19 protein-coding genes, 1 tRNA gene and 1 pseudogene are annotated in these 22,681 nt (G+C 72.8%); 17 read left to right on the top strand and 4 right to left on the bottom strand.

The features are described from left to right. Positions 1 to 20: 20 nt before the first annotated feature. The 4 genes from FHS08_RS00355 to FHS08_RS00340 are packed head-to-tail and all read left to right on the top strand — an operon-like array spanning position 21 to position 4,235. Positions 21 to 1,013 (top strand): ABC transporter permease, encoded by a 993-nt coding sequence (locus tag FHS08_RS00355; RefSeq protein WP_167034422.1) that lies wholly within the window; start codon positions 21 to 23, stop codon positions 1,011 to 1,013. After that, a complete protein-coding gene (locus FHS08_RS00350; protein WP_167034420.1) occupies positions 1,010 to 1,846 on the top strand; it encodes an ABC transporter permease subunit in 837 nt (278 codons plus the stop codon). Before FHS08_RS00355 ends, FHS08_RS00350 begins: the two co-directional genes overlap by 4 nt. Further along, on the top strand, positions 1,836 to 3,584 hold the full coding sequence (locus tag FHS08_RS00345; RefSeq protein WP_208382173.1) for an ATP-binding cassette domain-containing protein: 1,749 nt from the start codon (positions 1,836 to 1,838) through the stop codon (positions 3,582 to 3,584). Before FHS08_RS00350 ends, FHS08_RS00345 begins: the two co-directional genes overlap by 11 nt. Positions 3,585 to 3,635: 51 nt before the next feature. Beyond that, entirely contained in the window at positions 3,636 to 4,235 is a 600-nt protein-coding gene (locus tag FHS08_RS00340; protein WP_167034416.1) for a gamma carbonic anhydrase family protein, read from the top strand. A gap of 36 nt (positions 4,236 to 4,271) precedes the next feature. Here FHS08_RS00340 and FHS08_RS00335 read toward each other — a convergent pair whose 3' ends face one another. Both FHS08_RS00335 and FHS08_RS00330 read right to left on the bottom strand, forming a co-directional pair. Continuing rightward, the gene (locus FHS08_RS00335) at positions 4,272 to 4,460 is read right to left on the bottom strand and encodes a hypothetical protein (RefSeq protein ID WP_167034414.1); all 189 of its coding nucleotides are present in this window, start codon (positions 4,458 to 4,460) and stop codon (positions 4,272 to 4,274) included. A 65-nt stretch (positions 4,461 to 4,525) separates the two neighbouring features. Further along, entirely contained in the window at positions 4,526 to 7,201 is a 2,676-nt protein-coding gene (locus tag FHS08_RS00330; RefSeq protein WP_167034412.1) for a phosphoenolpyruvate carboxylase, read from the bottom strand. Between the two features lie 61 nt (positions 7,202 to 7,262). On the opposite strand from FHS08_RS00330, the gene FHS08_RS17175 reads away from it, so the two are divergent. From FHS08_RS17175 to FHS08_RS00305, 5 genes are all read left to right on the top strand, one after another. Further along, positions 7,263 to 9,566 carry a TIM-barrel domain-containing protein gene (locus FHS08_RS17175; protein WP_167034410.1) on the top strand — a complete coding sequence of 768 codons (2,304 nt, stop codon included), beginning with the start codon at positions 7,263 to 7,265 and terminating at the stop codon, positions 9,564 to 9,566. Then, complete coding sequence (locus FHS08_RS00320; RefSeq protein WP_167034408.1) at positions 9,563 to 10,717, top strand: Na+/H+ antiporter NhaA; 1,155 nt, start codon at positions 9,563 to 9,565, stop codon at positions 10,715 to 10,717. Before FHS08_RS17175 ends, FHS08_RS00320 begins: the two co-directional genes overlap by 4 nt. 29 nt (positions 10,718 to 10,746) lie before the next feature. After that, on the top strand, positions 10,747 to 11,427 hold the full coding sequence (locus tag FHS08_RS00315) for a MazG nucleotide pyrophosphohydrolase domain-containing protein (protein WP_167039453.1): 681 nt from the start codon (positions 10,747 to 10,749) through the stop codon (positions 11,425 to 11,427). 91 nt (positions 11,428 to 11,518) lie between these two features. Next, complete coding sequence (gene hisS / locus FHS08_RS00310; protein WP_212754950.1) at positions 11,519 to 12,787, top strand: histidine--tRNA ligase; 1,269 nt, start codon at positions 11,519 to 11,521, stop codon at positions 12,785 to 12,787. 58 nt (positions 12,788 to 12,845) lie between these two features. Beyond that, on the top strand, positions 12,846 to 13,745 hold the full coding sequence (locus FHS08_RS00305; RefSeq protein ID WP_167034404.1) for an SGNH/GDSL hydrolase family protein: 900 nt from the start codon (positions 12,846 to 12,848) through the stop codon (positions 13,743 to 13,745). A gap of 111 nt (positions 13,746 to 13,856) precedes the next feature. Here FHS08_RS00305 and FHS08_RS00300 read toward each other — a convergent pair whose 3' ends face one another. Next, positions 13,857 to 14,327, bottom strand: a complete 471-nt coding sequence (locus FHS08_RS00300) for a DUF4442 domain-containing protein (RefSeq protein ID WP_167034402.1) — start codon at positions 14,325 to 14,327, stop codon at positions 13,857 to 13,859. A gap of 154 nt (positions 14,328 to 14,481) precedes the next feature. Here FHS08_RS00300 and FHS08_RS00295 point away from each other — a divergent pair, with 154 nt between their 5' ends. Further along, a complete protein-coding gene (locus tag FHS08_RS00295; RefSeq protein WP_167034400.1) occupies positions 14,482 to 15,174 on the top strand; it encodes an O-methyltransferase in 693 nt (230 codons plus the stop codon). 33 nt (positions 15,175 to 15,207) lie between these two features. Here FHS08_RS00295 and FHS08_RS00290 read toward each other — a convergent pair whose 3' ends face one another. Further along, positions 15,208 to 16,152 carry an SDR family oxidoreductase gene (locus tag FHS08_RS00290; protein WP_167034398.1) on the bottom strand — a complete coding sequence of 315 codons (945 nt, stop codon included), beginning with the start codon at positions 16,150 to 16,152 and terminating at the stop codon, positions 15,208 to 15,210. Between the two features lie 79 nt (positions 16,153 to 16,231). Between FHS08_RS00290 and FHS08_RS00285 the strand changes: the two genes are divergently transcribed. The 7 genes and pseudogenes from FHS08_RS00285 (at position 16,232) to FHS08_RS00255 (ending at position 22,459) form a co-directional block, all read left to right on the top strand. Next, positions 16,232 to 16,951, top strand: coding sequence for a TetR family transcriptional regulator (locus FHS08_RS00285; RefSeq protein ID WP_208382172.1), 720 nt, complete (start codon positions 16,232 to 16,234; stop codon positions 16,949 to 16,951). A 94-nt stretch (positions 16,952 to 17,045) separates the two neighbouring features. Further along, on the top strand, positions 17,046 to 18,326 hold the full coding sequence (eno, locus tag FHS08_RS00280) for a phosphopyruvate hydratase (protein ID WP_167034396.1): 1,281 nt from the start codon (positions 17,046 to 17,048) through the stop codon (positions 18,324 to 18,326). Between the two features lie 31 nt (positions 18,327 to 18,357). Next, positions 18,358 to 18,900, top strand: coding sequence for an FtsB family cell division protein (locus tag FHS08_RS00275; protein WP_341800272.1), 543 nt, complete (start codon positions 18,358 to 18,360; stop codon positions 18,898 to 18,900). Positions 18,901 to 18,949: 49 nt separating this feature from the next. Then, positions 18,950 to 19,462, top strand: a pseudogene (locus tag FHS08_RS00270) (DUF501 domain-containing protein); the annotation flags it as partial. Between the two features lie 128 nt (positions 19,463 to 19,590). Beyond that, complete coding sequence (locus FHS08_RS00265; protein WP_167034390.1) at positions 19,591 to 20,925, top strand: S8 family serine peptidase; 1,335 nt, start codon at positions 19,591 to 19,593, stop codon at positions 20,923 to 20,925. Between the two features lie 20 nt (positions 20,926 to 20,945). Then, positions 20,946 to 22,361, top strand: coding sequence for an NAD(P)/FAD-dependent oxidoreductase (locus tag FHS08_RS00260; RefSeq protein ID WP_341800271.1), 1,416 nt, complete (start codon positions 20,946 to 20,948; stop codon positions 22,359 to 22,361). Between the two features lie 24 nt (positions 22,362 to 22,385). After that, positions 22,386 to 22,459: transfer RNA gene (locus FHS08_RS00255), tRNA-Leu, on the top strand. Positions 22,460 to 22,681: the final 222 nt, after the last annotated feature.

Raw genomic sequence — 22,681 nt, 5'->3', positions numbered from 1 at the left:
ATGACGAGCACCGATAACCGATGACGGCGGTCGCGCCGCACCCCACGCGAGCGTTCCTCCCCCGCTTCCTGGGCGCAGTCCTGCTGCGCCTGGGCGGGGGAGTCGCGCTCCTGGTGGCGCTGTCCTTCCTCGTCTTCCTGCTCATCCACCTCGCGCCCGGCGACCTCGTCACCAACATCCTCGGGCCGAAGAACACCTCGCCCGAAGCGGTCGCCGCGGTCACGGCGAAGTATCGGCTCGACGACCCGCTGCTCGCCCAGTACGCCGCGTGGCTGGGCAATGCCGTGACCGGCGACTGGGGCACCTCTTTCCGTCAGCAGGCACCCGTCGCCGCGATCGTGGCGGCGCGTGCCGCGACGACCGTCGCTCTCGTCTCGCTCGCGTTCGTGATCGCCCTCGTGACGGCGATCCCGCTGGGGATCGCGTCCGCCCTGCGGGCGGGACGATCGCGGGATCGGGTGATCGGGCTCGTCACGATCGTGGGGGTCTCCGCGCCCTCGTTCGTCGTGGCGTTCGTGCTGATGTACGTGTTCGCCTCGGTGCTGGGCTGGTTCCCCCTGTACGGCTACGGCGACGGGGGCCTGGACACGCTCCGGCACCTCGTGCTCCCCGCCGTCGCGCTCGCGATCGGCCTCGGGGCGCTGCTCGTGAAGATCACCCGGTCGGTGCTCATCCGCGAGCTCGCACAGGAGCACATCACGGCCGCCCGCGCCCGCGGCGAGTCCGACGGCGCCGTCCTGCGGCTCGCGCTGCGCGGCGCATCGATCCCCATCGCGACGAGCGCGGGACTCGTGGTCACGTACCTCGTCGCAGGCACGATCCTCGTCGAGAACGTCTTCGCGATCCCCGGACTCGGCCGGCTGCTGTTCGACTCCGTGGTGTACAAGGACATCCCGACCGTGCAGGCCACGACGCTCCTGGTCGCAGCCGCGATCGTGGTGGTGTCGATCCTCGTGGACGTGCTCTACGTCGTGCTCGACCCTCGGGTGCGCCGGCAGGAGGTCGCGCGGTGAGCGGCGCGCTCGCGCGGGCGCGCGGCATCCCGTTCCTCGTCGGCGCGTCGATCCTCGTCGTCGCGGCGGCGCTGCTGGCGGTCGCTTTCGGCGCGGCGCTGTTCCCCGACGCCACGCGCACCGACATCCTCTCCGCGCTCCTTCCGCCCCTCCAGGACGGACATCTCCTCGGCACCGACCAGCTGGGCAGGGACGTCCTGGCGCTGTCGGTGGCGGGCGCGGCCTCGTCGCTCGGCGGGCCCATCACGATCGCCGTGGGCGCCGCGGTCATCGGCGTCGTCTTCGGCTCGGTCGCGGGCTACTGGCGAGGTCCCGTCGACGCCGTCTTCTCCCGCGCCACCGATCTCCTGCTGGCGCTGCCCGTCGTGCTCGTCGCGATCGTCGTGGCAGGCATCCTCGGGTCCGGGTACTGGCTGACGGTCGCGCTGCTGATCGTGCTCTTCAGCCCGACGGACTATCGCATCGTGCGCTCCGCGGTCATCGAGCAGCGGCCGCGTCCGTACATCGAGGCGACACGTCTGAGCGGCACGTCCGCGGCTCGCACGCTCGCCGTGCACGTGCTGCCCAACGTGCTGCGGCTCGTCGTCGCGAACCTCCTGCTCAACATCGCGTTCGCGATCGTGTCGCTGTCGTCGCTGTCGTTCCTGGGGCTGGGCGTGCCCGACGGGACGGCGGACTGGGGCCGTCAGCTCACCGACGCGAAGCTCGTGCTCGGAGAGAACCCCGCCGCGATGATCGTGCCGGCCGTGCTCATCGTGCTCGTCGCGAGCGCCGTGAACATCCTCGGCGACTGGCTGTCGGAGAAGGCGGGGGGCGATGCGGGTGTCCGCTGACCGAGGTCTGCGAGCGACCGGGCTCACGATCGTCTCCGCTGCGGGCGTGCTCGTCCGCGGCGTCGACATCGCGGTCGAGCCGGGGCAGACCACGGCGATCGTCGGGGAGTCGGGCTCGGGGAAGTCGCTGACGGCTCGCGCGCTCGTCGGGCTGGTCCCCGCCGGCGTGCGCGTGCGGGGGAGCCTCGCGCTCGACGGCGCGGCGCACGACCTCGCCGCGGACGGCCCTGGCACGGGCCGGCACTGGCGCAGGCTGCGAGGCGAGGCGATCTCGCTCCTGCTGCAGGACCCCTTCACGAGCCTGAGCCCCGTCCACACGATCGGTCGGCAGATCCACGGCGCCCTGTCCCTCACGCGCGCGAGGGTCTCGGCCGAGGATGTCGCGACGCGCCTCGCCGAGGTCGGCCTCGGCGAGCGGGTGCTCCGGCAGTATCCTCACGAACTGTCCGGCGGCATGCGCCAGCGTGTCGCGATCGTGCTCGCCCTCGCGTCGGACCCGGCCGTCCTCGTCGCCGACGAGCCGACGACGGCGCTGGACTCGATCACGCAGTCCGAGATCCTCGCCCTCATCGACCGGCTGCGCGCGTCCCGTCGCATGGGCGTGCTCCTGATCAGCCACGATCTCGGCGTCGTCGCCGACCACGCCGCCCGCGTCCTCGTCATGAGCGCGGGCTCGATCGTGGAGCGGGGCGCCGTGGCCGACGTGCTCGCGCATCCCGTTCATCCCTACACGCGAGGACTTCTCGCCGCCGCCCCGCACCCTGGGTCGCGGCCGTACGAGGGCCCGCCGTGGCTCCTCGATCCCGGGATCGTGCTTCCTGCCGGCGCGGACTTCGGCTCCTATGCGGATGCCGAGACCCTGCGCTCGCGACCCGCCCCCGTGCTCGTCCCCGTGGGCGGCCGGCCCGGGCATGAGGTCGGCATCCACGGCGCCGGGGCCGCGGTCGTCGTGGACGCGCAGACCGGTGTGCCGACTCGCGCGTCGCACGCGGCTCCTGCCGCGCCCGTCGCCGGGCAGGAAGGCGGACAGGCCCTCCTGCGCGTCGAGGGGCTCGTCGTGCACCGTGGCGGGCGCGAGGTCCTGCACGGCGTCGACCTCGACGTCCCGCGCGGGGCGATCGTGGGACTCGTGGGCCAGTCCGGATCGGGGAAGACCTCGCTCGCGCGCGCGATCGTCGGGCTCGAAGAGGCGAGCGCGGGCTCGATCACGTGGCAGGCGACGCCGGACGGACGGCGCGGTCGCGTGCAGATGGTGTTCCAGGATCCGGCCGGGACCCTGAACCCCGCGTTGAGCATCCGGCGCACGCTGTCCGAGGCGATCCGCGCCGCCCGCGGAGCCGCGTCGGTGACTCCGGAGGTCCTCCTGGAGACGGTGGGCCTGCCCGCCGCGCTGCTCTCGCGGCGCCCGGCCGCGCTCTCCGGCGGTCAGCGCCAGCGTGTCGCGATCGCCCGGGCGATCGCGACGGCACCCGACCTGCTCGTGTGCGACGAGCCCGTCTCCGCGCTCGACCTGTCGGTGCAGGCGCAGATCCTCGCCCTGCTCGCGCGCCTGCGAGACGACGCGGGCCACACCCTGCTGTTCATCTCGCACGATCTCGCCGTCGTGGCCCAACTGTGCGACCACGTCGTCGTCCTCAACGAGGGCGTCGTCGTGGAGAGCGGACCCACGTCCCGGGTGCTGACCGAGCCGGCCGATCCCTACACGAGGCGGCTGCTCGCCGTCAGCACCGCGATCTAGACCGGGAGCGATCGCCGAGCGCTACGCTGACCCAAGACCCAGGGAGGGACAGTGCAGTTCGAGCACCTCGGGGCGCGGCCCCGCATCCACCCAGAAGCCATCGTGTCGCCGACGGCCGTCATCAGCGGCGACGTCGAGATCGGTGCCGAGTGCCAGATCCTTCACGGCGCCGTCATCACGGCCGAGGGCGGGCCGATCACCCTCGGCGCCTGCGTCATCGTGATGGAGAACGCGCTCATCAGGGCGAGCGCCGCGAACCCCGTGCACATCGGAGCGCACACGCTCGTCGGCCCCATGGCGAGCGTGTCGGGAGCGACGATCGGCGACGAGGTGTTCCTCTCCACGGGCACCCGCGTCTTCAACGGGGCCCGCATCGGCGCGCGCAGCGAGCTGCGGATCAACTCCGTCGTGCACCTGCGCACGCATCTGCCGGAAGACACCGTCGTGCCCATCGGCTGGGTCGCCGTCGGCGATCCCGTCCAGATCCTCCCGCCCGAGCGCCACGACGAGATCTGGGCGCTGCAGAAGGAGCTCGACTTCCCCGGCTACGTCTTCGGCCTCGACCGAGAGACGCCCGACCTCATGATCCAGCTCACGGAGCGCTACGGACGCGGGCTCGCGCGACACGCGGACGACACGCGCGTCGACTGAGCGGGATGCCGCGGCGTCCCGCTCACCGCGACTCGGTCAGCGCCAGGTCGCGCGGCAGTCGCGGCACACGAACTCGACGGCGACCTCGTCGCGTCGCAGCTCGTCGCCGCGGTCGAGCTCGAGCACGAACCACCCGGGCTCCGTCGCACGCACGTCGAGGGACGCGCACACGGGGCAGACCTCGGCGGCCGCGTGCGGGGCCACGTCATCCCAGGTCCTGGTCATGCACCCCACGGTAGGCCGGACGCTGCAGGATGCCGGCAGCGACGCGCGCTGAGGCAGGATCCGCGTCACCCGGTGTTCTGCAGGCCGGCGGCGACGCCGTTGACCGACAGCAGCAGCAGGCGCTGCTGATCGGGATCGGCGGCGAGTCCCTCGGCGGCCCCGTCGCGCAGGGCCCGAAGCGCCCGCAGCTGCAGGAGCGACAGGGCGTCGACGTACGGGCTGCGCATCTTGACGGCGCGTTGCAGGACGGGCCTGTTGTCGAGCATCTCGGCCCCGCCCGTGACCCGCACGACCCACGATCGGGTGAGGAGCATCTCGTCCATCACGAGCGCCGCGAGGTCGTCGCGGTCGCCGAGCTCGAGGTAGAGCCGCGCGATGCGCGTGTCGGCCTTCGCGAGACTCATCGCGACGTTGTCGATCAGAGTGCGAAACAGCGGCCAGTCGGTGTAGGCGTGCCGCAGCAGCGGCTCGTCGCCGACGGCTTCGAGCGCCGTCCCGAGCCCGAACCAGCCCGCGAGGTTGATGCGCGCCTGAGTCCACGCGAACACCCACGGGATCGCGCGGAGGTCTTCCAGCGACTCGACCGACAGACCGCGCCTGGCCGGGCGCGAACCGAGCGCGAGCAGCCCGATCTCCTCCATCGGCGTGACGCGCGCGAACCACGGCGCGAAGCCCGGCGCCTTCACGAGCGAGAAGAAGCGGTCCCGCGAGGCCTGGTCCATCGTCGCGGCGACGTCGGCGTAGCGCTCGGCCGCATCGCGGTTGCGCTGCTCGATCGACGGCGACGAGGCCAGCAGGACGGCCGCCGCGACCTGGTCGATGTGCCGCATCGCGATGGCGGGGTCGCCGTACCGGGCGAAGATCACCTCGCCCTGCTCCGTCAGCTTGAACCGGCCGTCGACCGAGTGCGGCGGCTGCGCGAGCACGGCCGAGTTCGCGGGGCCGCCGCCGCGGCCGAGGGCCCCGCCGCGACCGTGGAAGAGGGTGAGCTCGATGCCGGCATCCTGCGCCCATGCGGCGATGCGCGCCTGCGCCTCGTAGAGGGCGAGGTTCGCCGCCACGGGGCCGACGTCCTTCGACGAGTCCGAGTAGCCGAGCATGACCTCGAACCGCCGGTCGGTGGCCTCCAGGCGCGCCGCGAACTCGGGGTGCTCGACGATCTCGGCGAGGATGCCGGGCGCTGCCTGCAGGTCGGCGAAGGTCTCGAACAGCGGGATGACGTCCAGCACGGGCGTTCTGCCGCCGGGGCCTGCGGCGTACTCCGCGAGGCGGTGGACGGCGGCGAGGTCGTTCGCGGACTGCGTGAACGACACGATGTACCGCCCGGCGGCACGCTGGCCGTAGCGATCCTGAAGCTGCGCGATCGTCCGGAAGACGTCGAGCACCTCCTCGGTCTGAGCGCTGCGCGGACCGCCTCCGTCGAGCTCGGCGAGCACCTTGGCGTGCACGGCGGAGTGCTGGCGCACCTCGAGCTCGGTGAGATGGAAGCCGTAGGTCTCGACCTGCCACAGCAGCTGCTGGAGGTGCCCGTACGCCTGGCGCGGCGCGTGGGCGCGCACGAGGGAGTCCTGCACGACCCGCAGGTCGGCCATCAGCTCCTCCGGCTCGCGGTACGCGAGGTCGGCGTCGCGCGTGCGGGTCGCCGCGATCTTGCGCGCGATGAGCAGGAGCACGCGGCGATGCGGCTCGTCGGGGGAGCGCTTCGCGATCTCGTCCGCCGCGTCCTCGTCGGCGCCGCGCAGGCGCTGCCACAGCGTCACGAGCGCGTCGCTGGGCGGGGTCGTCCCTGCGTCGATCGTCAGCGTGCGGCCGATCCGCTGCGTCGTCGCCTCCAGGCCCAGCAGGATGTGCTCGCTCGCGATCGCCGACGCCTTGCGGGTGACGGATGCCGTCACGAACGGGTTGCCGTCCCGGTCGCCGCCGACCCACGAGCCGATCCGCACGAAGGGCTTCACGATGGGCGCGCGACCGCCCGCCGCGGGACCCTGGAGTGCGTCGTCGACGCGCCGGTAGACGTGCGGCACCGCGGTGTACAGGGTCTCGTCGAAGACCGACATGACGGCGCGCACCTCGTCGGTGGGCGACGGCTTCTCGGGGCGCAGCGGAGCCGTCCGCCACAGCGTGTCGATCTCCTCGAGCATGCGTCGCTCGGCGCGGCGCTGGTCGGCGCCGTTGCGAAGGGACGCCTCGTGCTCGTCGAGGAGCGACGCGACGCGGCGGATGCTCGACGAGACGGCCCGCCGGCGCGCCTCGGTCGGGTGGGCCGTGAAGACGGGATGGAACCGCAGCGCCTGCAGGCGCGCGAGCGCCGTGTCGTCGCCGACCTCCTGCGCGAGGTGCATGTAGGCGGCCGCGATCGAGTCGGTCGCGTCCTCCTTGTCGGGGCGGCCGTCGCGCTCCCGGAGGACGCGGACACGCTGGTGCTCCTCCGCGAGGTTGACGAGATGGAAGTAGCACGTGAAGGCCCTCGCGACCTCGTGAGCGCGCTCGAGCCCGAACGACTCCGCGATCTCGGCCGCGCGCGCGAACGCCTCGGGGCTCTCGTCGGTGTAGGCGTGGATCGTTGCCACGCGCAGCCGCTCGACGTCCTCGTAGAGGCCGGGGGTGCCGCTCTCCCGAAGGACGCGCCCGAGGAGGGCCCCCAGCATCCGCACATCGGAGCGCATCCGCTCGGGGATCTCCTGGCCGGCCTCGAACCTGCCGACGAGGTCGATCGCTTCGGTCTGGGTGAGCTCGCGCATCTGTCCACGGTATCCCGCGCGTGTTACGTCCAGATCACGCAGGGTCCATAGGCTGGGTGCCGTGATCGACGACGACGGCCCGCGCCGCCCGCACTTCGGCCGCCGCGTCGGGCTGAGCCTGCTCGCGCTGGTCGTCGCCGTCGTGGTCGTGGTCGCGATCGTTGTCGCCGTCCGCTTGCCGCGCGCATCGACGGATCTCGCAGATCCTCCTCGCGGCGCGCTCGCCGTCTCGTCGGCGGCGCGCGGCGAGTGGGCGGTGGGCGGATTCACCGTCACCCTCGGCCCGCGCCTGCGCGTCGTCCATCCCGATGCGGCCGCTCCCGCGTGGGAGACCCCGCAGGGCGAGGCCTTTCTGACGGCGGGCCTGGGCGACCCCTGGATCGTCGACGACGCCGGCATCGTGCGTCTGAACGACAGGCTCTCCCAGGCGTGGGGCGACCAGCGGGTCGAGAGCGCCGCCGTCGAGGCGGACGGCGCGCTCGTGCTCAGCGGAACCCTCTCGGGCGACGACGACACGACCGTCGGCTGGCAGCTGCGTCTCGCCGAGGGCGCCGCAGGACGACTCGACGTCTCCGCGACCCTCACGGGCCGAGCGGATCGCCTGTACCTCGCCGCCCGTCTCGACGCCGCAGAAGGCGTGCACGGGTTCGGCGCGCAGTCGGCCGCATGGAACCTGCGCGGACGCCGCATCCCTCTCCTCCCGCGCGAACAGGGCGTCGGCCGCGGCGAGCAGCCGCTCTCGTTCTACATGGATGTCACGGCCGACGCGGCAGGCGACCAGGACACCTCCTGGTTCGTGAGCGGCGTCAACGTCACGGATCGCGCGCGCAGCCTCGCCTACCGCGGCGACGCGATCTCGTCGGTCGATCTGCGACCCGACGACCGCATGATCTGGGAGGTCTGGGCGGATGCCGCGGACTTCTCGATCGCCGCCGCGGCGACGCCGTTGGGCGCGCTCTCGATCCAGGCCGAGTGGGCCGGCGTCGCCGCGCCTCCGCCCGCCTGGGCGTCGTCGGGCCTCATCGCGGGGCTGCAGGGGGGTACGTCGGCGCTGCGCGAGAAGATCGCGACCCTGCAGGCGGCGGCCGCGCCGCTCTCCGCCGTGTGGGTCCAGGACTGGACGGGTGTGCAGGACGCGGGCACCGGTGTGCGCCCGCGGGCGAACTGGACCCTCGACGCCCAGCGCTACGCAGGCTGGGACGAGCTCGTCGCGGAGCTCGCGGGCCAGGGGATCCGCGTCCTGACGTACGTCGCGCCGTGGCTGTCGGCCGACGCAGGCGCAGCTGCCGCCGGGCGCGGCGACCGCGATCTCTACGCGGAGGCCGCGGACGCCGGATACCTCGCGCGCGATGACGACGGCGCCGTGCTCGCGACCGATCAGGGCGGCGTGACGGTCGCGTCCGTCGATCTGTCCAACCCCGAGGCGCGGGAGTGGCTCGCCCAGGTGATCGCCGCGCAGGTCGCGGGTGTCGGCGCCTCCGGCTGGATGGCCGACGCCGGCGAGGGTCCGCCGCCGGAGGCGCGGCTCCAGGGCGGCGTCGGCATCGACTGGCGCGTGCGCTGGCCCGTCCTGTGGCAGCAGGTCAACGCGCGCGCCCTCGAGATCTCGGGCCTCGGCGCCGAGGGGTTCGTGTGGCATCGCAGCGGGGGCACGGACTCTGCGGGCGCCGCGGATGCCGTCTGGCTGGGCGATCAGACGCAGGACTGGTCCGCGGAGGACGGACTGCGCTCGGCCCTGTCGCTCACGCAGTCGCTGTCTGCGAGCGGCGTCGCGCAGGTGCACGGCGACATCGGCGGCTCGACGAGCATCGACCTGCCGATCGTGGGCGACGTCGCGCGCGACGACGAGCTCGTCGTGCGGTGGGCCGAGGCATCCCTTCTCCAGCCGGTGTTCCGCACGACCGAGGGGACTCGGCCGGATGCCGCGGCCCAGCCGGCCGAGGACTCGCGGCTCGCACGTCAGATCGCGAAGCTCGCGCGCCTGTTCGCGGCCCTCGGGCCCGAGCGCGCGCGCCTTGCGGCGCAGGGGCCGCTGCGGACGGCGCCCCAGCATCCGTGGATCCTGAATCCCGCCGAGCGGCTCCTGTCGACGGGCAGCGCCGACGACGAGCTGCAGCTGGGCGCCGACATCGTGCTCGCGCCCGTCGTCGAGAGGGGCGCGGAGGCCGTCGCCGCGACGCTCCCGCCCGGGCGCTGGAAGCACGTCTGGTCGGGCGCCATGTACGGCAGCGAGGCGGGGGTGTCGCAGGCGCTCGTCGGCGCGGAGCCCGGCGAGCCCGCGCTGTTCGTGCGCGACGGATCGCCGGTCGCCGACGAGCTCTCGGCGTACGTCGCGGCCGAGAAGGCGCTGGAGGCGGGAGGATGACGGCGGCGGGCTCGCACCTGCGCTCGGCGCGTCTTCCCGCGATCCTGCTTCTCGCGGCGGCGTTCGCGGGGCTCGTCGTCGCGAACTCGCCCGCGGCCGACCGTGTGCTGGCGTTCTCGCGGGTGCATCTCGGGGCGGGTCCCGTCGATCTCTCGCTGTCGCACTGGGTGTCGGAGGGGCTGCTCGCGGTCTTCTTCTTCGTCGTGTCCGTCGAGCTGCAGTTCGAGCTCACGCGCGGCGAGCTGCGCTCGGCGCGACGGGCCGTGCAGCCGGCGATCGCGGCGGCCGGCGGCGTCGTCGTGCCGATCCTCGTGTACCTCGCGATCGCCGTCGCCGGTGCCGGCCCGACGGCGGGGTGGCCCGTGCCGACCGCGACCGACATCGCCTTCGCGCTCGGCGTCCTCGCGGTGTTCGGGCGCGGACTGCCGTCGTCGCTGCGCGTGTTCCTGCTCGCGCTCGCGATCCTCGACGACATCGTGGGCATCGTGTTCATCGCCGTGCTCTACGCGAGCGGGCTCGACCTCGCGATGCTCGCGTTCGCCGTGATCGCGGTCGTTCTGTTCGCCGTCGTGAGCCGCATCGACGGTCCGCGCGCACGCGGGTGGGTCGCGGCATCCCTCGTCGTGCTCGCGATCGCGACGTGGGTGCTCGTGCTGCTGTCGGGCGTGCACGCGACGATCGCGGGTGTGCTCCTCGGCCTCGCGATGGCGCAGGGGCGTGCGCTCGGGGTGCGGCACGCGCTCGAGCCGTGGGTCAACGGGCTCATCCTGCCCCTGTTCGCGTTCACGGCCGCGCTCGTGCCGATCCCTGCGGTGGGGTCCGGGCTGTCGCCGGCGTTCTGGGGCATCGCGATCGCGCTCCCGCTCGGGAAGCTCGTGGGGATCGCAGGGGCGGGATGGATCGCGCAGCGCTTCGCGGCGCCGCCCGACCAGCCGCGGCTCGCCCTGGGCGATCTGCTCGCCGCGGGCGCGCTCGGCGGCATCGGGTTCACGGTGTCGCTCCTCCTCGCCGACCTGGCCTTCGCGGACGACGCCGTCGTGCACGACGAGGCGATCCTCGCCGTGCTGACGGGGTCCAGCGCCGCCCTCGTGCTGGCGGGCGCCCTCGTGTCGTGGCGAGCGAGGCATCATCGGAGGATGGAGACGTCGTGACCGACCCCCTGCGGGAAGCCGCCCAGACGATGACGACCGTGCGCGACCGCTGCGTGTGGACGCAGCGGATCACGCACGGCGACCTCGTGCCGTACCTCGTCGAGGAGAGCGCGGAGCTCATCGACGCCGTCGAGGAGGGATCGCGCGCCGACCTGCGCGAGGAGCTCGGCGATCTGCTGTGGCAGGTGCTGTTCCACGCCGAGATCGCGTCGCGCGACCCCGACGACCCGTTCGACATCGACGACGTCGCGCGCGGGCTCACGGAGAAGATGGTGCGCCGGCATCCGCACGTGTTCGCGGGCGAGGTCGCCGAGACCCCTGAACAGGTGCTCGTGCTGTGGAACGCCGCGAAGGCCCTGGAGAAGCACGAGCGGCGCAGCGTCCTGGACGGTGTGAGCGAGCGGATGCCGAGCCTGGCGCTCGCCCAGAAGCTCCTGGGCAAGGCGGACGCCGTCGGCATCGCACCCCCCACCCCGCCCCGTGCCCAGGACACCCCGGCGCACGAGAGTGCGGATCCGGGTGACCTGGACGCTCGACCGGCGTGGGCGACGACGGTGCGGTCGGTGGGGTCGGAGGAGGAGCTCGGGGAGGCGCTGCTGGCTCTCGTCGGGTCGGCGCGCGACAACGGGTGGGATGCCGAGCGCGCGCTCCGGGAGCGGCTGCGGGCGCTTCAGGCCGACATCCGCGCGGCGGAGGCGCGAGGACGCTAGCGCGAGTCGACCTCCGCGCCCCGGCTGGCGCGAGTCGACGCACACGACCTGGAAAGATGGGTGCGTGGCATCCGTGAACCCGCCGCGCGGCATGCGCGACTTCCTCCCCGCAGACAAGGCCCGGCGCGAGCGCGTGCTCGCCGTCATCCGCGAGCGCTACCGTGCGCACGGCTTCGACGAGATCGAGACCCCCGTCGTCGAGGAGTACGCGCGGCTGCACGCGGGGATCGGCGGCGACAACGAGAAGCTCGCCTTCAACGTGCTCAAGCGCGGACTCGACGCCTCCGCGATCGCCGCTGCGGCCGATGACCCCGCCGCCCTCACCGATCTGGGCTTGAGGTACGACCTGACGGTGCCGCTCGCGCGCTTCTACGCGAGCAACCGCGGCCAGCTCCCGTCCGTGTTCCGATCGATCCAGATCGCCCCCGTCTGGCGCGCGGAGCGGCCGCAGAAGGGTCGCTATCGCCAGTTCGTGCAGTGCGACATCGACATCATCGGAGATGCCTCGTCCCGCGCCGAGGCCGAGCTCGTCACAGCGACCCTCGACACGCTCGACGCGCTGGGCCTCGAGGGCGGCAGCGTCCGCATCAACGACCGCCGTGCGCTGGACTGGATGCTCGACGCGTTCGGGTTCGCGCCCGAGGAGCGTCCCGCCGTGCTCATCACGATCGACAAGCTCGACAAGCTCGGACCCGACGGCGTCGTCGCAGAGCTCCGCGAGCGCGGGGCCACCGCAGCCGCCGTCGACGCGTTCGAGGCATTCCTGCGCCGCCCGCAGACCATGGAGCACAACCCGTACGGCGAGCGGCAGATCCGCAAGGCGCTGCCCGAGGGCGCGCCCGACGAGATCGTCGCGCACCTGGTGGGCCTGGGCGAGGCCGTCGCCGCGGCGCAGCCGTCGGGCGACCCCGTCGGCGGCATCCCGCTGCGGTTCGACCCGTTCCTCGTGCGCGGCATGGGCTACTACACGGGCACGATCTTCGAGCTCGCGCACCCCTCGGTGGACTATTCGCTGGGCGGCGGCGGCCGGTACGACGGCATGATCGGCCGGTTCCTCGGCCAGGATGTCCCGGCGGTCGGCTTCTCCATCGGCTTCGAGCGCCTCGTCGACCTCGTCGAGGCGGGGGAGGATGCGGCGGCCTCCGCCGTCGTCCTCGTCCACGACCGCGACGTCGCGATCGCGGAGCTGATCGCGCTGAAGTCCGCGCTCATCGCGGAAGGGTCGCGCGTGCGGCTCGAGCAGCGCACGAAGAACCTCAAGGCGCTCCTGGAGCGCGCGACCGCCGACGGGTACACGGCCTTCGCCACGGTGTCCGCGGGCGCGTCTCGGGAGGCGCTCGAGGTCAAGCCGCTCGCGTGAGGCCTGCGCGCGCCGCGTGTTCACGGTGCGTTCACGCGGGCGCGTTCGAATCGGGGGCATGAGGAGCACCCGGGCGGCGATCGCGGCGCTGTCGGTCGCGTCCGTCGCGTCGGCGGTGCTCGGCGCCGGGGTCGTGCTGCGCCGTCAGGCGGCCCAGGCCCGCCGTCGGATCGGCAAGCCGCTCGGCGAGACCGCGCTCGACGCCGACCGCGTGTGGCGCCCACGCCACGAGGGCCCGCCCGTCGAGCTCCTGCTGCTCGGCGACTCGATCGCGGCGGGGCTCGGGGCGCAGCGGCCCAAGGAGACGCTCGGCGCGCGTCTCGCGAAAGGCGTCGGCCGGAACCTGCACCGGCCGGTGCGCCTGCGCACGGCCGCGATCGTCGGATCCGAGTCGTCCGCGCTCGCGGCGCAGCTCGACGCTCTGCCCGACCAGTACCGCGCCGACGTCGCTGTGATCGTCGTCGGGGGCAACGACGTGACGCACCGCGTGCCGGTGGCCACCTCGGTCGGTCACCTCGAGCTCGCGGTGCGACGCCTGCGCGAGCACGGCACGGCCGTCGTGGTGGGGACGTGCCCCGACCTCGGCGCGCTGCGCCCCGTGCCGCAGCCCCTGCGCGCGCTCGGGTCGCGGCTGTCGCGCCAGCTCGCGGCCGCGCAGGCCCAGTCGGCGGAGCGCGCCGGTGCGGCCGTCGTGTCGACCGCACGGGCCGTCGGCCCGTTCTTCATCTCGCAGCCGGACGAGATGTTCAGCCTCGACCGCTTCCATCCGAGCGCGCTCGGCTACCGGCGCACGGCCGAGGCGCTGCTGCCCGCCGTCCTCGGCGCGCTCGCGCCCGTCGGGCCGGCGACAGCGGGGAAGCCTCCGCACGCGTCGAAGCGCGCGCCCCGGACGGAGCCCGCAGCCGTGCCCGCTGCGACGCCCGGAGGATCGCACGAACCTCGCACGATCCGCGGCTGATCCTGCGGAGCCGCTGCGATCCTGCGGAGCCGGTGCGATCCGCCGGAGTCCGCGCTGCTGCGGGGCTCGGCGCGATCCGCCGGAGTCGGTGCGCTGCTGCGGGCTCGCGGCTCAGCGAGCGGCCTCGGTGACCCGCTTCTTCTCGCGGACGTAGACCTCGCGGCGCACGCGTGCGACGACGTCGCCTGAGGCATCCCGGATCTCGGTCTCGAACCACTCGAGCACCTTCGCGCCGCCGCGGGCGCGCTCGCGCAGCTCGGCCGCCTTCTCGCGCGACACCTCGAACTCGGCGGTCAGGATGCCGCGGCCCGGCTTGACGAACTCGATCTCGCCGCGCGTGTCCCACACGACGTGGTCGCGGCCGAGCTGGTGCATGACGAGCATGAAGAAGTACGGATCGGTCATGGCCGACATCGAGCCTCCGAACGCCGTCTTGACGTAGTTGCGGGTGAAGACGTTGACGTGCAGCTCGACCGTCGCGTGGGTCCAGTCGTCGGAGAACCGGCGGACCCGGATTCCGCTGAACAGGTTCGGGATCCACAGGCTCATGCCGAGGGCGAGGCGTCGAGGGGTCATGCGCATCGCGCCAGTGTGCCGCGTGACGGGACGCGGCGCACATCGCTTGGAGCCGATCGACAACCGTCCTCCCGCGCACGCGCGGCGCGCCCGCGCCGATCGCGCGCGGCGCGCCCGGCGGGGGTTGACTCCGGGTGCCGCCGGGGATTGGCTGGGGGCCATGTCCGAGCCCGTTCCCACGCCCGAGCGCTGGCGTGCCGTCGACCGCTACTTCGCCGAGACGCTCGTCGGGCATGACGCTGCGCTCGAGTCCGCGGTCGCCGACCAGCGAGCCGCGGGGCTCCCTTCGATCGAGGTCGCGCCCGTCAGCGGCAAGCTCCTGCATCTGCTCGCGCGCGTGTCGGGGGCTCGACGCGTGCTCGAGATCGGCACCCTGGGGGCGTACTCCACGATCTGGCTCGCCCGCGGCATCCCTGACGACGGCTCCGTCGTGACGATCGAGGCCGAGCCGCTCAACGCCGAGATCGCGCGCGCGAATCTCGACCGCTCGGGCGTCGGCGACAAGGTCGAGATCCTGCTCGGCCGTGCCGCCGACGTCCTGCCGACCCTCGAAGCCGCGATCCTCGACGGCAGCGCGGCGCGGTTCGATCTCGTCTTCATCGACGCGGACAAAGAATCGAACACGATCTACCTCGATTGGGCGGCCCGGCTCGGGCGTTCGGGCACCGTCGTCGTCGTGGACAACGTGGGTCGTGGGGGAGCGGTCGCCGATCCGGCGGCGACGAGGTCGGACGTCATCGGAACCCGGCGCGGTCTCGAGCTGCTGGGAACCGATCCGCGCTTCGACGCGACAGCGCTCCAGACACTCGACGCGAAAGGCTGGGACGGGGTCGCGATCGCGCTCGTCGTGTGAAACCGTTGCTGGTCGCGCGAACGGCGGGCCCCGTCACACGGTGACCGAGCGGGCCCTCGCGGCCAGTCGCGTCACGTCGGGAGCGTCGGTCAGCTCGCGGGCCACCGCCCACAGCACCTCGGCGGTGTCAGGACCGCGGCGCGCGCTGCGCGGGATGCCGGTGCGCTTGGTCGGCCCCGTGAGCGCGTTGCGGGGGCCGTAGTACGCGCCCTGCAGGGCTGCGGGGTCGGCGGCCGCGAACAGCAGGGGCTCTGCGCCCTGCTCGACGGTCTGGGACGGGAGGAGGGTGCGGCGGATCGGCGGACGCTGCGCGTCGGCCGAGCGCACGAGGTTTCCGCCTGCCGTCTGCAGGTTGGTCCGCGTGTAGCCGGGGTGCGCGATCGTGCTCAGGAGCGGCCAGCCGTTGCGCTCGGCGAGGGCGGCGAGGCGGATGCCCATGAGCAGGTTGCCGAGCTTCGACTGCGCGTAGGCGAAGTAGGGCCGGTAGCTCTGCCGCCACTGCAGGTCGTCGAACCGGATGCGCCCGCTGTTCGCCGTGCCGCTCGACATCGTCGCGACGCGCGGCGCCTCCGACTCGAGGAGGCGAGGCAGGAGCAGGCTCGTGAGCAGGAACGGCCCGAGGAAGTTCGTGCCGAACTGCAACTCGAACCCGTCGGCGGTCTCGAGGCGCTTCGGGGGCGTCATGACGCCCGCGTTGTTGACGAGCGTGTCGAGGGGCTCGCCGCGGTCGACGATCTCGGCGGCGAAAGCGCGCACGCTCGACAGATCGGCGAGGTCGAGCCTTCGGACCTCGAGCCGCGCCGCGGGGTTCGCGCTGAGGAGGTCTGCGCGGGCCTGCTCGCCCTTCTCGAGCGAGCGGACGGCCATGACGACGGACGCACCGGCGCCTGCGAGCCGTCGAGCGGCCTCCTTGCCCGTGCCGCTGTTGGCTCCTGTGACGACGACGCGCCGCCCCGTCTGGGGAGGGACTCGATACATGGGATGCTCCCGTCTAGAATTAAGAACCGATGGTCTCTAAAGTAACAGACCGGTGGTCCGTAATCAAGGGGAGGATGCCGTGAGCACGACGTTCCAGCGCGCGCGCAGCGCCGAGCAGCGCGAGATCCGACGCGCCGCGATCCTCGCGACCGGGCGCGAGATGCTCGCCGAGCTGCGCGTCAACGACGTGAGCCTCAACGAGCTGGCAAGGCGGGCAGGCCTGGCCAAGTCCAACGTGCTGCGCTACTTCGCCTCGCGCGAGGCGATCCTCCTGGAGATCTACGACGAGGAGTACGGTCGCTGGCTCGACGCGCTCGAGCGGGAGATCGCGCGGGTCGGCGACATCGAAGGCGTCGCGGAGGCGATCGCCCGCACGGCGGCGGCGAGGCCGATCCTGTGCGAGCTGGCAGCGGCGGCGCCGGGCGTGCTGGAGCAGAACCTGTCGGGGGACGTCGCGATCGCCTACAAGAGGGCCGCGACCGCGCACGCCGTCCGCCTGGGGGACCTCGTCGCGGATCGACTCGGGGCCCTCCCCGCCGGCGCGCGGCTCGGACTCGTGGCGGCCGTCAACCTCGGAATCGGCGGCCTCTGGGCCGTGACCTGCCTCTCGCCGGGAATGCTCGAAGCGTATGCACGCCATCCCGAGCTCGACGCCCTCCGCCCGCAGTTCGAGCCCTCGCTGCGAGAGTTCGTCGCGACCGTCCTGACGGGACTGCGCCACCGCACTCCGCGGATGGCCGGCAGCCTCGACGACTACGAGGGCGTGCTCGCCCGACTGGTGGCCGAAGACCCTCGGTGACGCGGACCTGTGGCCGCGGCATCCGCCTCACTAGACTCTGGAAGCGGACCGACGACGCTCCGAGATCCACCTCCCCACAACAAGGAGTTCTTCCGTGGCACTTATCGAGGCAGTCAACGCGCGCGAGATCTTGGATTCGCGCGGCAACCCGACCGTCGAGGTGGAGGTGCTGCTCGACGACGGGATCGTCCAGCGCGCCGCCGTCCCCTCGGGCGCATCCACCGGCGCCTTCGAGGCGTACGAGCTGCGCGACGGCGACAAGAGCCGGTACGGCGGCAAGGGCGTCCTCAAGGCCGTCGCCGCGGTCGTCGACGAGCTCGGCCCCGCGATCGAGGGCGTCGACGCGAGCGAGCAGCGCATCATCGACGAGATCCTCATCGAGACCGACGGCACCGACAACAAGCAGCGCACGGGCGCGAACGCGATCCTCGGCGTGAGCCTCGCCGTCGCGAAGGCCGCCGCCGACAGCGCGGACCTGCCCCTGTTCCGCTACCTCGGCGGACCCAACGCGCACGTCCTGCCGATCCCGCTGTTCAACGTCATCAACGGCGGCGAGCACGCCGACAACGGGATCGACTGCCAGGAGTTCTTCCTCGCCCCCATCGGCGCGTCGAGCTTCGCCGAGGCGCTGCGCTGGGGCGCCGAGACCTACCACGTTCTGCGCGGCGAGCTCAAGGCCGCCGGCTACGCGACGGGCCTCGGCGACGAGGGCGGCTTCGCGCCCGACCTGCCGAGCAACCGAGAGGGTCTCGACTTCCTCGTGCAGGCGATCGAGAAGGCGGGCTTCACGGCCGGCAGCGACATCGCGCTGGGCCTCGACGTCGCCGCCACCGAGTTCTTCAAGAACGGCGCCTACCACTTCGAGGGCAAGGACTGGACGGCCGAGGCGCTCACCGACTACTACGTCGACCTCGTCGACTCGTACCCGATCGTCACGATCGAGGACGCGCTCGCGGAGGACGACTGGGATGCCTGGAAGCACCTCACCGACGTCCTCGGCACGAAGACGCAGCTCGTCGGCGACGACCTGTTCGTCACGAACCCGCAGCGTCTCGCCGACGGCATCGCGCGCGGCGTCGCCAACTCGCTGCTCGTGAAGGTCAACCAGATCGGCACGCTCTCCGAGACGCTCGACGCCGTCGAGCTCGCGCACCGTTCGGGCTACACGACGATGTTCTCGCACCGCTCGGGCGAGACCGAGGACACGACGATCGCCGACCTCGTGGTCGCCGTCAACTCGGGTCAGATCAAGAGCGGCGCGCCCGCCCGCAGCGAGCGCGTCGCGAAATACAATCAGCTTCTGCGCATCGAGGACGAGCTGGGCGACGCGGCGGAGTTCATCGGCCGTGCGGCCTTCCCGCGCTACAAGGGCTGACGCGCACCGACGCATGACGAGAGGGGGAGCCGTGGCCAAGACGACGGCTCCCTCTTCTCGTGCACGGCGGACGCCGCGCGAGCGGCGCAGCGTCGACGTGCGCGCCTGGCTCGGCGGCATCCGCCTCTCGGGCTTCATGGTCATCATGCTGGGGCTCGTCGTGCTGGCGGCGTTCGTGCTCGTTCCGACGATCGGAACCTACGTCTCGCAGCGGCAGGAGATCGCGGCGCTCGAGCACGCCGTCGAGGTGAGCAGCGCCGAGGTCGCGGCGCTCGAGGCCCAGCGCGAGCGCTGGCAGGACCCGGCCTACATCACGACGCAGGCGCGCGAGCGCCTCTACTACGTCAGGCCGGGCGAGGTCCCCTACCTCGTCGTCGACGATCTTCCCGCCTCTGAGGTGCCGCAGGAGCAGGCGCCGGTGAGCGACGAGGTCGAGCGGACGCGCACCGACTGGATGTCGCAGCTCGTGCGATCCGTCGCGGCGGCAGGGCTGGCGCAGACGATCAAGGCTCCGTCGATCGGAGTGCCCGACCCCGCGCCCACCGAGTCGGCGACGCCCCCGCCGGAGGGATGACGCGACCTCCGATGGCTCGTCACGCCGTCCTCCCCGGTACCCTGGCACGGTGACCACCCCGCCGTTCCCGCCCGTGAGCGACGCCGACCTCGCGGTGATGCGCGAGCAGCTCGGACGTCCCGCTCGCGGCGTCGTCGGGATCGCCGCGCGGTGCGTCTGCGGCAACCCCACGGTCGCGGCCACGGCCCCACGGCTGCCGGATGGCACGCCGTTCCCGACCTTCTACTACCTGACGCATCCCGCCGCGACCGCCGCGATGTCTGTGCTCGAGGCGGATCACGTCATGCGGGAGCTCCAGGACTCGCTCGCGGAGGACGACGGGCTGCGGGCGGCATATGCGCGCGCGCACGAGGCGTACCTGAGCGATCGCGCGCAGTTCGGCGACGTCGGGGAGATCGCGGGGATCTCTGCGGGCGGGATGCCGACACGCGTCAAGTGCCTGCACGCGCTCGCCGCGCACGCCCTGGCCGCAGGCCCCGGGGTCAACCCCATCGGCGACCGCGCGCTCGAGCTCTCGGCCTGGTCGCCGTCGCGGTGCAGCTGCGCCGTGCCGGGTGCCGCGGGGGATTCCGCCGCGCGAGCGGGATCCGGATCGTCTGCCCGAGCAGCGTCGGACGCCGCGGGCAGCGCGGACGCGGACTCCGCCGCCCGGGCGGCCTCCGATCCGTCGCCCGGCGCGGAGGGGGCGGGGTGAGGCGCGGCCTGGCCGCCGCCGTCGCGCTCGCGACGGTGCTCCTGACCGCAGCGCCTGCAGCTGCGGCATCCCGTCCGTCTGCTCCCGCCGGTGCGGAGCCCGTCGCCGGAGGCGTCGCGACCGGCGTCCCGACCGCGACGACGGTCGATCCCGTGCGCGCAGCCCAGTACTGGCTCGACGAGTACGGCATCGCGGACGCGTGGACGACGACCCGGGGTGCCGGGGTCCGCATCGCGATCATCGACACGGGCGTCGGCAAGGGCCCCGTCGAGTTCGCGGGCGCCGTCGTGGGCGGCACGGACGTCTCCGGCCAGGGCTCGCCCGACGGCCGCACGCCGGTCGGCGCAGTCGACGCGAACCACGGGAGCTGGGTCGCCTCGCTCGCGGCCGCCCGCGGCACGGGCCCCGACACGGGCATGATCGGCGTCGCGCCCGAGGCCGAGCTCCTCGCGATCTCGGTCGGCTTCGGGGCGGGGGCGTCCATCCCGTTCTCGACGCAGATCGCGCAGGCCATCCGGTGGGCCGTCGATCATGGAGCGGACGTCATCAACCTGTCGCTGACGACGAACACGCCGGACTGGGACGAGAGCTGGGACTCGGCGTTCCTCTACGCCTTCGAGCACGACGTCGTCATCGTCGTCGCCGCGGGAAACCGCGGGAGCGGCACGACCCGCGTCGGCGCCCCCGCGACGATCCCCGGCGTCCTGACGGTCGCCGGCGTCGACCCGTCCGGGCATGCGAGCCTCGAGGCGTCGACGCAGGGCATCACGATCGGGGTGTCCGCGCCGAGCGAGATGCTGCTCGGCGTCTCGGCCGACGGCCAGCTCGTGCGCTGGAACGGCACGAGCGGTGCAGCCCCCATCGTCGCCGGGATCGCGGCGCTCGTGCGGGCCGCGCATCCCGATCTCGACGCGAACAACGTCATCAATCGCATCGTGCGCACGGCCCGTCCCGCGGCGGACGCGACGGCCGTGCCCGACCCGCTGTACGGATACGGACTCGTGGATGCCGAGGCCGCCGTGACGGCCTCGGTCCCGTCCGTCACGGCGAACCCGATGGGCAGCCTCCAGGAGTGGATCCGCCTCTTCCGCCGCGCGGAGGCCTCGCCCGCCCCCGCGCCCACCGCGACGGCGGTCGAGATCCCGCCGCTTCCGAAACCGGATGCCGCATCCCGCCCCACCTCGCCGCTGCTGCCGACGGCAGGCACCATGCTGTACGGGACCATGCCGCTCGCCGGCGGTACCCTCGCGGCTATACTGGTGGCGCTCGGCGTCACCGCTGCTGTCCGACGCATCCGATCGGCGCGCAGTCCCCGCATGCCGAGCCGTTGAACCGAGGAGTTCTCAACATCGTGCCCAGCACCGTGACAGCCGTCCCCAAGATCCTCATCGTCGGCGGCGGCTACGCCGGCTTCTACACGGCTTGGAAGCTCGAGAAGCACCTCCGCAAGGGCGAGGCCGAGGTCACGATCGTCGACCCGCTGCCTTACATGACGTACCAGCCGTTCCTCCCCGAGGTCGCGGCGGGCGAGATCGAGGCACGCCACATCGTGGTCGGCCACCGTCGCCACTTCACGCGCACGCGCGTCGTGACCGCGAAGGTCACGAACATCGACCACGCCAACAGGACGGCGACGATCACGCCCGTCGAGGGCGAGCCGTGGGAAGAGCAGTACGACCAGATCGTCGTGACGGCCGGCGCCGTCTCGCGCACGTTCCCGATCCCCGGCATCGCCGACAACGCGATCGGCCTCAAGACGATCGAAGAGGCCGTCGCGATCCGCGACCGTCTGCTCGGCAACTTCGACAAGGCCGCGAACCTCCCCGCGGGCCCTGAGCGCGACCGCCTGCTCACGGTCGTGGTCGTCGGCGGCGGCTTCGCAGGCATCGAGGTCTTCGCAGAGCTGCGCGCGTTCGCGTCGGCGCTTCTCAAGGAGTACCCGCAGCTGCGCTTCGAGGACACGCACTTCCACCTCATCGAGGCGATGGGGCGGATCATGCCCGAGGTGTCGCTCAAGACGAGCGAGTGGGTGCTCAAGAGCCTCGCCAAGCGCGGCGCCTACGTGCACCTCGACACGCAGGTCACCGGCGCCGTCGACGGCAACATCGAGCTCTCGACGGGAGAGACGCTCCCGAGCGACCTCATCATCTGGACCGCCGGGGTCATGGCCAACCCGACCGTCGTCCGCGGCGGAGACCTGCCCGTCGAGGAGCGCGGTCGCATCCGCACGCGCGCCGACCTGCGCGTCGGAACGGCCGACGAGGTCGTCGAGGGCGCGTGGGCCGCCGGCGACGTCTCCGCCGTTCCCGACCTGACCGGCGCAGGCGTGGGGGGCTACTGCGTCCCCAACGCGCAGCACGCCGTGCGTCAGGCCAAGCTCCTCGCGAAGAACCTCACGGCCGTCCTGCGCGGAGAGCTTCCTCAGGAGTACCTCCACCACAACCTCGGCGCCGTCGCGGGTCTGGGCCTGTGGAACGGCGTGTTCCAGTCCGGGCGGTTCGCACTCAAGGGCTGGATCGCGTGGCTCGCCCACCGCGGCTACCACGGCCTCGCGATGCCCTCCTGGGAGCGCAAGTGGCGCGTGTTCGGCGACTGGTGGCACGACTTCTGGCTCGGCCGTGACAACGTCTCGCTCGCGACGGTGCAGAACCCGCGCTACGTCTTCGAGGAGTTCGCGGCGCGTCCGCGTCCCGCGGCGCCCGTCGAGGCTCCTGCCGCCGAGCCCGCGGCCGCCAAGACGCCGGAGAAGGCCGCCGCGACCCGCTGACGCTCCGGCTATCGTGGGCCCCGGGCCCCCGTAGCCCAATCGGCAGAGGCAGGCGACTTAAACTCGCTCAAGTGTGAGTTCGAATCTCACCGGGGGTACACCCGCACGCTGCCGGCTGCCCGGCCGGCCGCGGCATCCGTCGACGGGCGAGCAGCACAGGGCCCACCCGGCTGATGTGCGGGGATCTCAGCCGCCCCTCGACGGAGGGCGAGCTGGAGCTCGCCTTCGCTCGCGCCTGCGGACACCACGGGTGTCTCGGCATCCCGGGTTCCCAGGCGCCCGTCCACGGGGTGGATCATGACGTCGGCGGGGGCTCGATT

Origin of the sequence: Microbacterium ulmi, assembly GCF_011759705.1 — a bacterium.
In the GTDB taxonomy this organism is placed as follows: Bacteria; Actinomycetota; Actinomycetes; order Actinomycetales; family Microbacteriaceae; genus Microbacterium; species Microbacterium ulmi.
The sequence above is the reverse complement of the archived record's forward strand: the minus strand, read 5'-3'. Positions and strand labels throughout refer to the sequence as shown.